11 protein-coding genes and 1 pseudogene are annotated in these 12,829 nt (G+C 47.6%); 6 read left to right on the top strand and 6 right to left on the bottom strand.

Going from position 1 to position 12,829, the window contains the following annotated elements; all coding sequences use genetic code 11:
* A pseudogene (locus tag HF894_RS15350) lies at positions 1–228 on the top strand (hypothetical protein); the annotation flags it as partial.
* Here HF894_RS15350 and upp read toward each other — a convergent pair.
* Entirely contained in the window at positions 143–802 is a 660-nt protein-coding gene (gene upp / locus HF894_RS06590) for a uracil phosphoribosyltransferase (RefSeq protein WP_075318391.1), read from the bottom strand. The pseudogene HF894_RS15350 and the gene upp overlap by 86 nt on opposite strands.
* A 112-nt stretch (positions 803–914) precedes the next feature.
* Here upp and HF894_RS06585 point away from each other — a divergent pair, with 112 nt between their 5' ends.
* The 4 genes from HF894_RS06585 to HF894_RS06570 all read left to right on the top strand — a co-directional run bounded on the left by HF894_RS06585 (position 915) and on the right by HF894_RS06570 (position 5,093).
* Positions 915–2,024: a S41 family peptidase gene (locus HF894_RS06585; protein ID WP_204971500.1), complete on the top strand. Its 1,110-nt coding sequence runs from the start codon at positions 915–917 to the stop codon at positions 2,022–2,024.
* 264 nt (positions 2,025–2,288) lie between these two features.
* Positions 2,289–3,896, top strand: coding sequence for a phosphoenolpyruvate carboxykinase (ATP) (gene pckA / locus HF894_RS06580; protein WP_021846813.1), 1,608 nt, complete (start codon positions 2,289–2,291; stop codon positions 3,894–3,896).
* 141 nt (positions 3,897–4,037) lie between these two features.
* The gene (locus HF894_RS06575; RefSeq protein WP_021846814.1) at positions 4,038–4,421 is read left to right on the top strand and encodes a DUF6565 domain-containing protein; all 384 of its coding nucleotides are present in this window, start codon (positions 4,038–4,040) and stop codon (positions 4,419–4,421) included.
* 24 nt (positions 4,422–4,445) lie between these two features.
* Positions 4,446–5,093 (top strand): nitroreductase family protein, encoded by a 648-nt coding sequence (locus tag HF894_RS06570; RefSeq protein ID WP_204971499.1) that lies wholly within the window; start codon positions 4,446–4,448, stop codon positions 5,091–5,093.
* A gap of 175 nt (positions 5,094–5,268) precedes the next feature.
* On the opposite strand, the gene HF894_RS06565 is transcribed toward HF894_RS06570, so the two are convergent.
* Together HF894_RS06565 and typA are read right to left on the bottom strand one after the other, a co-directional pair.
* On the bottom strand, positions 5,269–5,478 hold the full coding sequence (locus tag HF894_RS06565) for a winged helix-turn-helix domain-containing protein (protein ID WP_075319229.1): 210 nt from the start codon (positions 5,476–5,478) through the stop codon (positions 5,269–5,271).
* A gap of 189 nt (positions 5,479–5,667) precedes the next feature.
* Positions 5,668–7,470, bottom strand: a complete 1,803-nt coding sequence (gene typA, locus HF894_RS06560; protein ID WP_021846817.1) for a translational GTPase TypA — start codon at positions 7,468–7,470, stop codon at positions 5,668–5,670.
* 158 nt (positions 7,471–7,628) lie between these two features.
* Here typA and rpsO point away from each other — a divergent pair, with 158 nt between their 5' ends.
* Positions 7,629–7,898 carry a 30S ribosomal protein S15 gene (gene rpsO, locus HF894_RS06555; RefSeq protein ID WP_021846818.1) on the top strand — a complete coding sequence of 90 codons (270 nt, stop codon included), beginning with the start codon at positions 7,629–7,631 and terminating at the stop codon, positions 7,896–7,898.
* Positions 7,899–8,124: 226 nt separating this feature from the next.
* Here rpsO and HF894_RS06550 read toward each other — a convergent pair whose 3' ends face one another.
* The 3 genes from HF894_RS06550 to HF894_RS06540 form a co-directional block, all read right to left on the bottom strand.
* Entirely contained in the window at positions 8,125–9,627 is a 1,503-nt protein-coding gene (locus HF894_RS06550; RefSeq protein WP_204971498.1) for a sulfatase-like hydrolase/transferase, read from the bottom strand.
* A 77-nt stretch (positions 9,628–9,704) separates the two neighbouring features.
* Positions 9,705–11,123 carry a sulfatase gene (locus HF894_RS06545; protein ID WP_021846820.1) on the bottom strand — a complete coding sequence of 473 codons (1,419 nt, stop codon included), beginning with the start codon at positions 11,121–11,123 and terminating at the stop codon, positions 9,705–9,707.
* Positions 11,124–11,136: 13 nt separating this feature from the next.
* Positions 11,137–12,624, bottom strand: coding sequence for an arylsulfatase (locus HF894_RS06540; RefSeq protein ID WP_246593160.1), 1,488 nt, complete (start codon positions 12,622–12,624; stop codon positions 11,137–11,139).
* Positions 12,625–12,829 lie beyond the last annotated feature (205 nt).

Genomic DNA, 12,829 nt, shown 5'->3' with positions numbered 1-12,829 from the left:
TCTTTAGGCTTAAAGATACAAAATCTTTAGGTAATAACAAAGCCCCAGCTTGTGAAAGTCGGGGCTTTGTGCTAAACAAAGAAGGTGTGCTTTTTGACACACCTTCTTTCTTTTTATCCACAAATACGAATGTCCCCAACCGTTACAACTTATCTCCGTACGCCAAATCGCCCGCATCACCCAGACCTGGAACAATATACGAACGTTCATTCAACTCAGGATCAATAGCCGCACACCACAATGTAACATCATCCTCAGGGAAAAGGCGCTGAAGATGTTCCACCCCCTGACGGCTGGCAATAACACAAGCTATCAGCAGACGTGCCGGACGTCCCTTGCTCAGGAAGGCACGATAGGCCAGCTCCATACTCTCGCCCGTAGCCAGCATAGGATCGACGAGCATCAGCGTCTTCTGCGTCAGATCGGGCGTAGCAATATATTCGATATGCACATCCAGTTCACGACATTCCTTATCCTTATAATAGCGGTAGGCCGACACAAAGGCATTACCTGCACGGTCGAACACATTCAGGAAACCCTGATGGAGTGGCAGACCGGCACGGAAAACGGTGGCAATGACCACATCGTCATCAGGCGTGCTGACCGGCGCCACACCCAAAGGCGTCTGCACCTGCTTTACCGAATACGTCAGTTCTTTACTCATCTCGTAAGCCATCAACTCTCCGATTCGCTCGATGTTGCGGCGGAAACGCATGCGGTCGCCCTGAATGTTCACGTCGCGTATTTCCGCCACGTATTGATTAATTACAGAATTCGTCTCTGCAAAATTGATTACTTTCATAGCATGTATTTTGTTTATTCCGAATGCAAAAATACGATTTTCCCACCACATAAAACCACTTGCTCGACGGAAAACGTTATCTTTGCTACAGAACATATAAACATAAGGAAATATGAAAAAGACATTCATACGAAACGAGAGTTTCAAATTACTGTTCTTCTGCACCTTACTTTTCTTTGCCTATACCTCATTAGCCGGTCAAGAAAAGACTTCTTCAAACGCCGATTTGACGGAATTTGATTTTGGTGTTCAAGAGTTAGAAACCAATTATGTAGGATTTCCCACTTTGGTGACAGAGCAAACCCGAAATCAATATGAAGCACTAAAAGCCCGTTGCCGTCAGCAAGTGGACAAACAGGAACGAAAGCCTTGGGAAGCTTTAGGCGAACTCTATGCCTGGTTTGGCGATTTCCACTTGCGAGTAGGCATCTATTCACAGCCATACATGCGGAAAGTACCGACGTATGAAGAGATGAAAGAATATAACCCCAGCAAAACCTTCCGGAAAGTGACTGACCATACCTTCCTCATCCGTTTCCCATCCTGCATGGGAGATGACCCAACATTGGAATGGGTACATCAATCCATTGACGCCTACCTGGCTTCGGGGTGCGAAAATCTGATTATTGACATCCGAGGTAACGGAGGAGGAACCGATGATATATTCAATCCATACGAGAAACTGCTGTACGACCGGAAGGGGTACGTGGACGGAGTTGAAATACGCAACACACCCGCACACATCGCTGAGATGGCAGAGATTGAATTGGATTGGCTCCAGCAAGTAGTGGAAACCATGAAAAAATCGCAAGATGAGTTTGTAGCCATGACGCCCAGACAGGTAGAACTTGTTTATGACACCATTTTCCCACTTCCCCACCAGGCTGCACTGATTATAGACGGCCAAGTAGCCAGTGCCGGTGAACAGATGGTTCTGAATCTGCGGTCATGCAGCCAACGTACCACCATCTACGGACAAGACAATACGAAAGGATGCCTTGATTATTCAAACTGTCGCGGGGTTAATTTGCCCCAATCCGGCATTACTCTCTATATTCCCATGACACGTTCCTGCCGCCTGCCCGATAACGGTGTCGACCAGACGGGGATTGCTCCCGACGTATGCATTCCGTTGCCCCTTCCCGAAACTTTGACCGACAACGTAGACGAATGGACACGATGGGTAGCCAAGGAATTGGAAAAGAAGCCCAACTCATTTTAAAATTCCCCTGTTTCAAAAAAAAGACAAGTTTTGCAACATTCAGTTAGCAGATATTGTTATGGATTTATAAAAGACGCGCAATTAAAGAAAAATTTCTCCAATTGAGATTTTCTTTCAGAAGAAAATCGTACTTTTGTACGCGGAAAACAAGGGAGTGTCTCCCGACACCTGTAAAGCGGTCTAAATACGGGCACTTTCTTATTCCAACATTAAGGTAAAGAGATTATAAACCAAAATACCAATTTTTTAAAATCTTAAAAAGAAATGGCAAATTTAGATTTAAGCAAGTACGGTATTCAAGACGTAAAGGAGATTCTCCACAACCCGTCTTATGAAGTATTGTTCGAAGAAGAAACCAAATCAAGCCTCGAAGGCTATGAGAAGGGTCAGGTAACAGAACTGGGTGCTGTGAACGTAATGACTGGTATCTATACCGGACGTTCTCCTAAAGATAAATTCTTTGTTAAGAACGAAGCCAGCGAAAACACTGTATGGTGGACTTCTGATGCTTACAAGAACGACAACAAGCCTTGCTCTGAAGAAGCATGGGCCGACCTGAAGGCTAAAGCCGTTAAAGAACTGAGCGGCAAGCGTCTGTTCGTTATGGATACATTCTGCGGTGCCAACCCTGCAACTCGTCTGAAAGTACGTTTCATCATGGAAGTTGCTTGGCAGGCTCACTTCGTAAAGAACATGTTCATCCGTCCGACAGAAGAAGAACTGGCTAACTACGGCGAACCTGACTTCGTATCATTCAACGCTGCTAAGGCTAAGGTTGACAACTACAAGGAACTGGGTCTGAACTCTGAAACAGCTACTGTATTCAACCTGAAGACCAACGAGCAGGTTATCCTGAACACTTGGTACGGTGGTGAAATGAAGAAGGGTATCTTCTCTATCATGAACTACCTGAACCCATTGCGTGGTATCGCTTCTATGCACTGCTCTGCCAACACTAACATGGAAGGCACCGACACTGCTATCTTCTTCGGTCTGTCTGGTACTGGTAAGACTACTCTGTCTACCGACCCGAAACGTAAACTGATCGGTGACGACGAGCACGGATGGGACGACGAAGGCGTATTCAACTACGAAGGTGGTTGCTATGCTAAGGTTATCAACCTCGACAAAGAAAGCGAACCCGATATCTACGCTGCCATCAAGCGCGACGCTCTGTTGGAGAACGTAACAGTTGACGCCAACGGTAAGATCGACTTCGCTGATAAGAGCGTAACTGAGAACACTCGTGTTTCTTATCCTATCTACCACATCGAAAACATCGTTAAGCCGGTATCTAAAGGTCCTCACGCTCATCAGGTAATCTTCCTGTCAGCTGATGCCTTCGGTGTATTGCCTCCGGTATCTATCCTGAACCCCGAGCAGGCTCAGTACTACTTCCTGTCTGGTTTCACCGCTAAGTTGGCTGGTACAGAACGTGGTATCACTGAACCGACTCCGACATTCTCTGCTTGCTTCGGCGCAGCCTTCCTGAGCCTGCACCCGACTAAGTATGCAGAAGAGCTGGTTAAGAAGATGGAAAAAGTAGGTGCTAAGGCTTACTTGGTTAACACTGGTTGGAACGGTACTGGCAAGCGTATCTCTATTCGCGATACTCGTGGTATCATCGACGCTATCCTGGACGGTTCTATCGACAAGGCTCCGACAAAGGTTATTCCGTTCTTCGACTTCGTAGTTCCTACCGAACTGCCAGGCGTAGATCCGAAGATCCTCGATCCTCGCGACACTTACGACTGCGCTTGCAAGTGGGAAGAGAAGGCAAAAGACCTGGCTGGCCGCTTCATCAAGAACTTCGAGAAGTTCACTGGCAACGAAGCAGGCAAGAAGTTGGTTGCTGCTGGTCCGAAGCTCTAATCAAGAGATCAATAAACCTAAATATTTCAAAAAGGGGTTCCGATTTTTCGGGACTCCTTTTTTATTTCTTCTTCCAATCTGCTATATTTGCAACGGACACACAGAAAAGAAAAGACTTACATATCCTAATATCAATTTATTATGAGGAAATACATCGTAATCGCCCTTTGGGCACTTACTACCTTGAGTATCGGTGCCTGCCAGTCGAAAAGCAGCCGTATCGACGACCTGAAAGACTTCGTAGAGGAAATTCAGAAAGACGGTAAAGACTACAGCCAGGAACAATGGGAAAAGGCTAACGAAAAGTTCAGTCAGCTGCTCGACAAAATCAATTCCTACGAAGACCTCAGCGAGGACGAACTGAAGGAAGTAGCCAAGTTGCAAGGCCAGTATGCCGCCACCGTCTTCAAGAACAGCGGGAAAGCCATCATGGAACAGATGGAAAAGGCAGGTGCCGCGCTCGACGGTTTTCTGGAAGGCGTAGACCAGGGATTGGACAACAATCAGGAAGAAGAGAACGAATAAAACCAACCTACAAAATAAACGATTATGAAACTATTGAAAGGATTCCTGGGCGGGCTTTGCCTGTGCACAGCCATCGGCTGTACGGCTCCCGCCTCACAAAAGGAGAACGTTGTGGCCGCCGAAGGCCTCAGCCAGTCGGAAGCCGTCATCAAAACCATCATGGAACGCCGCAGCATCCGCCAGTACAAACCGCAGGCCGTAAACCGCGACACGATGCAGACCATCCTGAAGTGTGGCATCAACGCTCCCAACGGCATGAACAAGCAGTCGTGGGAAGTACGCGTGGTAGACAACCCCGACTTCATCAACGGTGTGACGGAGCTTTACAAGAAAGCCAATCCGAAAGCGACCGAAGACCCGTCGTTCAAGAACATGTTCCGTAACGCCCCGACGGTGGTATTCATCGCCAACGACCCGTCATACGACTGCTCACAGATAGACTGTGGTCTGCTGGGAGGCAACATGATACTCACAGCTCAATCCATGGGTATCGGTTCGTGCTGCCTTGGCGGTCCTGCCCGCTTCATGAAGTCGCCCGAAGCAGCCGAATACTTGAAGAAGCTGAACTTCAGCGAGGGCTATGAGCTGCTCTACTGCATAGCCTTCGGCTATCCCGACGAAACACCCGCAGCCAAACCACGCAACGCAGAGAAAGTACAGTTTATAGACTAAAGGGACATTTCCTACCTTCGGAAGCCAGAGACGAAGCACTGCATGACGCTCCGACGAAGTGCTTCCTGAGGGTGCAACGAAGTGCTGTATGAGAATATAACAAAGCACTTCCTGAACAGGCGACGAAGTGCTTCGTCAGCCCCTCAGGAAGTGCTTCATTGTTTTGTCAAGCTTCTCAGGCTGGCAGACGGTAATAGACGGCACGCCTTTCGCTATACTGCTCGATTTTATGTTCACGTATCAACTGTGCCAACGCCAGACAGAGTTCTGTACTGGTCAGATTACAAAGCTTTTCCAACTGGTCAAAGGTGCAACGCGTATAATATGCCAGAACATCGTATACCTTCTGACTGTTTCTTTTCACAAATTGCAGGTTCAGGTTCATAAGTTTCTCCTTTCTTTTTAAAGACTGCCTCATCGGCTGAGACAAAGTAACGCATTTCCCTGCAAAAAGTGGTTACCTTTTAGTACTTAAAAGTATTCTTTTGGTCACTTTTTGTGAAAAAGAAAGAGGATGCCGGATTGATCCCAATCCAGTACCCTCTTCTGTACAAGGTAATGTGAAATTATACTATCAGCCTCTGTTGGCACGCTTGCGCTCGAGTTCGTCCAAGATGACCTTTCGCATACGCATGGACTTGGGCGTTACCTCTACATATTCGTCTTCCTTAATGTATTCCAATGCTTCCTCCAGCGAGAACTGTACGGGCGGAATGAGGCGCGCCTTCTCGTCCGAACCGCTGGCACGCATGTTGGTCAGCTTCTTCGACTTCGTAACGTTCACCACCAGGTCGTTATCGTGCGAGTGCTCGCCCACTACCTGTCCGGCATAGACCTCTTCCTGCGGGAAGATGAAGAACTTGCCGCGATCCTGCAGCTTGTCGATGGCATAGGCAAAGGCCGTACCGCTCTCCATGGCAATCATGGAGCCGTTGGTGCGACGTTCAATCTCGCCCTTATAGGGCTGGTATTCCTTGAAGCGATGTGCCATGATGGCCTCGCCCGCACTGGCTGTCAGCACGTTGGTACGCAGACCGATGATACCGCGCGACGGCATGTCGAACTCCAGGTTCACACGGTCGCCGCCTGCCGCTTCCATCTTCACCATTTCGCCCTTGCGACGCGTCACCATATCAATAATCTTGCTGGCATATTCCTCGGGCACGTTCACCGTCAATTCCTCGATAGGCTCGCACTTCACGCCGTCTATTTCCTTGAAGATAACCTGCGGCTGACCCACCTGAAGCTCGTAACCCTCGCGACGCATGGTCTCGATCAATACGGAGAGATGGAGCACGCCACGGCCCGAAACAATCCATTTGCCGTCTTCCTCGCTCTTCTTCACGCGCAGGGCCAGGTTCTTGTCCAGCTCCTTCATCAGACGGTCGTGGATGTGGCGCGACGTTACAAACTTGCCCTCCTTGCCGAAGAACGGAGAATCGTTGATGGTGAAGAGCATGCTCATCGTCGGCTCGTCGATAGCGATAGGCGGCAGCGGTTCGGGGTTCTCGAAGTCGCAGATGGTGTCGCCGATTTCAAATCCCTCGATACCCACCAGCGCACAGATGTCGCCCGAAGACACTTCGGCCACCTTCACGCGGCCCATGCCCTCGAATGTATGCAGTTCCTTGATTTTAGTCTTGATGATGCTGCCGTCGCGTTTGGCCAGAGACACGTTCATGCCCTCGCGCAGCGTACCGCGGTGCACGCGGCCCACGGCGATACGGCCGGTATAGGAAGAATAGTCCAGCGACGTCACCAGCATCTGCGGCGTACCTTCCAGCTGCTGGGGAGCAGGAATATTCTCCAGAATGCAGTCCAGAAGCGGCGTGATGTTGTCTGTCGGCTTCTGCCAGTCGGTACTCATCCAGTTGTTCTTGGCCGAACCGTAGATGACAGGGAAATCCAGCTGTTCTTCTGTGGCATTGAGGCTGAACATCAGGTCGAACACCATTTCGTACACTTCCTCGGGGCGACAGTTGGGCTTGTCCACCTTGTTCACCACCACGATAGGCTTCAGGCCAATCTGAAGCGCCTTCTGGAGCACGAAGCGCGTCTGCGGCATCGGTCCTTCGAAAGCGTCGACCAGCAGGATGCAGCCATCGGCCATATTGAGCACACGTTCTACCTCGCCGCCGAAGTCGCTGTGCCCCGGAGTATCAATAATGTTGATTTTGGTTCCTTTATAGTTGATGGAAACGTTCTTCGACAGGATCGTTATCCCTCGTTCGCGTTCCAGGTCATTGTTATCCAGCATTAATTCACCCGTGCTCTGGTTACTGCGGAAGAGGTTTCCGGCCAGAAGCATCTTGTCTACAAGCGTCGTCTTGCCATGGTCCACGTGGGCGATGATGGCAATGTTTCTAATGTTCTGCATATAATACCTATTATTTTCTGGTCTGCAAAGTTACAACTTTTGCCCTATATATGTGGTATCCAGAAGAAAAAAATACTGAAACTCATTGCCATATCAAAGATAATGCCTACCTTTGCAGCCTCGAAAGAGAATATTATCAACCTTTTAATTAAAACATTATGTATTTAGACGCTGCTAAAAAGCAAGAAATCTTCGGCAAGTACGGAAAGTCTAACACTGATACCGGATCGGTTGAGTCTCAGGTAGCATTGTTTTCCTACCGTATTGCTCGTCTGACTGAGCACATGAAGCTCAACAGAAAGGATTATAGTACTGAAAGAGCTTTGACCATGTTGGTAGGCAAACGCCGTGCGTTGCTCGACTACCTGAAGGCCCGTGACATCGAACGTTACCGTGCTTTGGTTAAAGAACTCGGCCTGCGTAAGTAATCTTACCTGCGGCAAAAGATTAAAAGAGCGGGGAAACTTCGGAAGAGGTTTCCCCGCTCTGATTTTTATCCCATTTGTTACCCATCCATACCGACATCAACCAAGTTCATCATTCATAAAGAAATCCTTTTCTTGACATCAGATTATCCTGAAAACATCTGAGGGTAAGTCTAAACAGGAGAGATTTAATTGAAGGTTTATCGAATTGTGTCACAACTTCAAAATATCAGAAATCAGTAATTTTTCCGATAGTCCTTTTCAGGTGTTCAAAACGCCTCATCATCTTACGTAGCTGTACTGGATATTTATCAGCCACATTATTGGTCTGCCCCGGATCGTCCTTCACATTATAGAGCTCATACACGCGATTTGGACCGTAGGGAGGAATCAGTGTCCAGTCGTTCTGACGAAAGGCATAGTTGAACATTCCTTCAATCACCAGTTCCTCACGCCCTTTTCCACTGAAACCGAGAAAAGCTGGAAGTGTGTTTTGGCTATCCGTCCTTTCCGAATAAGACTCACCCACCAAAGCTGAAAGCGAAGCCAACAGATCCATCTGACAGACCAAAGCATCCGATACGCCTGGCTTCACCACAGAAGGCCAACGGAGCAGGAAAGGTACACACGTACCACCCTCGTACATTGTAGTCTTCCATCCACGGTAGGGACCTGCAGGTTTATGATTGCCTACCCGCTCTTCGGCATCATCTTTATATCCGTCATCCAGTACAGGACCGTTATCACTAGTCAGAATCACCAACGTATTTTCCGTAAGCCCCAAACGATCCATTTCTTTTAGGAATTCGGACACACACCAGTCTGCCTCCAAAATAACATCCCCACGAGGCCCCATGCCAGATTTGCCAACAAAACGTTCATTAGGAACACGAGGAACATGGGGCTGGTGAAGACCATAATAAAGGAAAAAAGGCTGGTTCTTATTGGCACGTATGAAATCCTTCGCCTTTCCAAGAAACAATTCTGCCATTTCTTCATCCCTCCACTGAGCCTTACGACCTCCCGTCTGGAAACCGATACGAGGTACTCCGTTCACAATGGAACCCGCATGCCCCACACTAGGATGCATACGGAGCAACTCCGGATTATCCTTACCCGTAGGTTCACCCTCAAAATTCTTCCGATAGCTCACATAAATAGGGTCATCCTTCTCAAGACCGACGCCCATACCATTCTCTATGAAAATACAAGGAACACGGTCATTTGTGGCCGCCTGAATAAAGGAATAGTCATACCCTACTTCACCAGCACCCGGATAAATTCTGTCATTCCAATCCACTTGGCTATCTCCCAAGCCCAAGTGCCACTTACCAACGGTACCAGTAACATAACCAGCTCGTTTCATTACTTTAGGAAGAGTCAGCTGGTCCGTACCGATAATCAATGCCGCATTACCCGGTAAAATCTTTGCATCTGGATTACTCCAAGGATACATGCCAGTCAACAGGGAATAGCGACTTGGTGTAGATGTGGCTGCCGTACAATGTCCTTGTGTGAAACGTAAGCCTTCTAAAGCCAAACGGTCCATGCCTGGTGTCTGCAAAGCAGTAGAACCATAGCAACTCAAATCGCCATAACCAAGATCATCAGCTACGATAATAACAATATTGGGCCGCTGGGGAACAGAGATCTGGCCGAAAGACAGAATAGGCACAGTCAACAATCCGCCCAATCCGATCAGGTTTTGATTCAATCTCTTTTTTGTTTTCATATGTCCATTAAAATACTTAATTTTCATCTAGTAATTAATAGTTACTACTAACTCTCTATAAAGTTTTACAAAATGATTTACAGCTGGTAGTCAGCAACTTCTCGTTCTTCATAGGCAGGATTCAGTTGATCGGGAATCGGCGCATGTACTTTCTGTTTCCATCGGTTCAAAACTTTCAAAAGTTCCTGAACTTTTTGTGGATATTCACTGGACAAATCCTTCCGTTCACCTATATCATCTGAAATATTATAAAGTTCATAAGTTCCTGTTTCATAATTCTCTATAAGCTTCCACTCTCCCCGACGGATAACAGAAACCGGCCGGGAACGAAAACGTTTATCAGTAGTCTCATCATTACCACCTTCCAGATAGGCTGGAAAATGCCAGTACAACGTACGTTCTGCAATACGAGCATCCTTCCCATCACGCAAAAGTTTAAACAGACTCGCTCCATCAAGCAGCAAATTATCAAATGGTATCCCCGTTAAATCCAATAAAGTAGGAAATATATCCAATTGAGATACCGAAACATTTTCTATCTTCCTCCGCTCAAAACGCCCTTTTTGGTAGACAATGAGAGGAACCCGGATACCACCTTCGTAAAAAGATCCTTTACCGGCACGCAATGGCCATTGTTTGGATATATCATAAACTCCACCATTATCACTCGTAAAGATAATCAACGTGTTTTCTTCTATCCCCTTGTCAAACACGGCCTGTAACACACGACCAACATTACGGTCCATTGCTTCTACCATTGCCGCATAGACCGGATTATTATGAGCCTCTGTTGGAGCCTTGTCTTTGTACTTCCGGACCAACTCTTCTTCAGCCTGAAGAGGAGTATGTACCGAATACGTAGCATAATACAGAAAAAACGGACAGGTACGGTCGGCTCCTTCAATTAAACGGACAGCTTCTTTACCCAGGCGGTCTGGCAAATATTCTCCATCCGGCCCATCAGGCAGGTTTGCGTTCCGATAGGGAGCAAAATAGCTTCGCGGATGTCCAGCATGATTACCGGCTATATTCTTTTCGATACCACAGGTTAACGGGTCTTCCGTTACATGCCATTTCCCCACATGAAAAGTTTGGTAACCGGCTTCTTGCAAAACACGCGTAAGAATCTGAAAGCCATCCGGCAAAGAGGTATGATTGGGAACAGAAATCAATTTCCGGTGTTCGGCCTTTCCCCGGTCAGGATTGCCTACGGTATAAATGCCATGACGCGGTGAATATTGTCCGGTCAACATACATGCACGACTAGGAGCACTGTTCGATGCACCGGCATAAGCCTGAGAAAACCAGATGCCCAATGAACGCAACTTGTCTATATGGGGGGTCTCATAATAACCACTACCATTACAGGCCAAATCTGTCCAACCCAAATCGTCAATATTAATCAGAATAATGTTTGGCCGCTGGCTTGTAGAAGCATACAAATGGGGAGCGGCCAGCGAAAGAACACCCCATGCCATTGTTTTCAGTCCTTTCATACGCATTGTAATTTTACCATACGGGCAATTGGAAACGCTCAATCTCCGAATCACTATGTTCCGAGCGAAATATTTCTAATACTTTTTTTACTACATCCGGATGTTCCGTAGCTACATTCTGTTGTTCTCGAGGATCTGTCGCCAAGTTGTAAAGCTCCACTTCTCGGTTGCCTTCACGTATATTACGAACAAAAGCCTTCCAATCGCCTATACGTACAGCCTTTTGACCTCCCGATTCCGGGTATTCCCAATATAAGAACTCATGCTTCTGTTGCTTGTCATTCTTACCAAGCATCGTTGGAAGCATGCTGATGCCATCTGTCGGCGGACACTCTACTCCAACTACCTCACACATTGTAGGCATCATGTCCCAAAAGGCAGAAAGCAAATCGGACTTTGTTCCGGCAGGAATGCGGGCCGGCCAGGTAGCAATCATAGGAACACGGATACCACCCTCACGCAGAGAAGCCTTTCCCCAACCAGCCTCACTCTTGAACGGACGGGCACTGTCGAAGAAAGGGGAATCGGTCCCGCCGTTAAATGTAGGTCCGTTATCACTGGCAAAAACAATCAGCGTATTCTCATACAACCCCAGTTCCTTCAATTTGGCTACCAGACCGCCTATCTGTTCATCCCAATAACTAACCATAGCTGCATATGTTGCCCGCGGATAGCGGCAGGGAAAATATCCCTTGTTTCCGAGGTATGGCTCCTCGTCGCCAAATTTCTCCACATAATGTCTGACCCAACGTTCGGGAGCCTGTAAAGGGACATGAGGAACAGGAGTCGTCCAGAACAATGCAAAGGGTTCATTCTTCGAACGTTCCACAAAATCCAATACCTCACGGTACATCAAGTCCGGCGCATATTGTTTCTGCTCATATTTGGTATAACTCCTTTCATCGCGGGGGTCAGCCCCCTTATCCAGTTTGGTGTTAGGAGGGAGCAGCTGGTTTTCCAGGTATTCACGCTGTTCATTACGCCACAAAAAAGGAGGATAATAAGTATGTGCCTGCCGCTGACAATTATAACCGTAAAAGAAATCAAACCCCATCTTGTTGGGTGTACTCTCAGAACCCGGATATCCTAATCCCCACTTCCCGATACAGGCCGTCGTATAACCCGCTTCCTTCAACTTGCGGGGAATTGTCACCGTTCCTGCCGGCAATGGTCGCTGGCCTTCCAGCGACGAATCGGCCAACATGGCCTCGTGACTCCACACATTGCCACGTGCCCCCATCTCATCATTACCCCTGATATAGGCGTGCCCCATGTGCAGTCCGGTGAACAAAGCACAACGAGATGGAGCAGATACAGCCTGACCGCTATAATGGTTGGTGAAAACCATACCTTCGGCAGCCAGCCGGCCGATATTAGGTGTTTCTATCTTCTCTTGGCCAAAACAGCCAATATCGGCACGTCCCAAATCATCGCCCAGGATGTAGATGATGTTGGGAAGTACAGCGTCTTCCTGCCCTGCACAGGAAATTCCGATACACATAGCCGGCAAGATACCCGCCCATGCCATTTGTCTAAAATCTCTTTTCATACAATCTTCTTAAAATACCAATATCCATACAATCCTTATCAGAAATCTTCAGATAGATACTTCACTCTCCACTCTATCTCATTACACGGAAAAAGTTTGGTTTCATTACTTTGTTCAAACTCAAAATGACAATTCTCAAATGATTCCCGCAAAAACA

Source organism: Caecibacteroides pullorum, from assembly GCF_019239235.1.
In the GTDB taxonomy this organism is placed as follows: domain Bacteria; phylum Bacteroidota; class Bacteroidia; order Bacteroidales; family Bacteroidaceae; genus Bacteroides; species Bacteroides pullorum.
This window is presented reverse-complemented; position numbering and strand designations above follow the sequence as displayed.

Excerpts from the sequence above, each read along its gene's own strand:
- HF894_RS06570 (WP_204971499.1), top strand. The coding sequence starts at position 4,446 with ATGAAACTATTGAAAGGATTCCTGGGCGGGCTTTGCCTGTGCACAGCC.
- HF894_RS06585 (WP_204971500.1), top strand. The coding sequence starts at position 915 with ATGAAAAAGACATTCATACGAAACGAGAGTTTCAAATTACTGTTCTTC.
- typA (WP_021846817.1), bottom strand. The coding sequence starts at position 7,470 with ATGCAGAACATTAGAAACATTGCCATCATCGCCCACGTGGACCATGGC.
- HF894_RS06540 (WP_246593160.1), bottom strand. The coding sequence starts at position 12,624 with ATGTGTATCGGAATTTCCTGTGCAGGGCAGGAAGACGCTGTACTTCCC.
- pckA (WP_021846813.1), top strand. The coding sequence starts at position 2,289 with ATGGCAAATTTAGATTTAAGCAAGTACGGTATTCAAGACGTAAAGGAG.
- HF894_RS06550 (WP_204971498.1), bottom strand. The coding sequence starts at position 9,627 with ATGAAAACAAAAAAGAGATTGAATCAAAACCTGATCGGATTGGGCGGA.
- HF894_RS06545 (WP_021846820.1), bottom strand. The coding sequence starts at position 11,123 with ATGAAAGGACTGAAAACAATGGCATGGGGTGTTCTTTCGCTGGCCGCT.
- rpsO (WP_021846818.1), top strand. The coding sequence starts at position 7,629 with ATGTATTTAGACGCTGCTAAAAAGCAAGAAATCTTCGGCAAGTACGGA.
- HF894_RS06565 (WP_075319229.1), bottom strand. The coding sequence starts at position 5,478 with ATGAACCTGAACCTGCAATTTGTGAAAAGAAACAGTCAGAAGGTATAC.
- HF894_RS06575 (WP_021846814.1), top strand. The coding sequence starts at position 4,038 with ATGAGGAAATACATCGTAATCGCCCTTTGGGCACTTACTACCTTGAGT.
- upp (WP_075318391.1), bottom strand. The coding sequence starts at position 802 with ATGAAAGTAATCAATTTTGCAGAGACGAATTCTGTAATTAATCAATAC.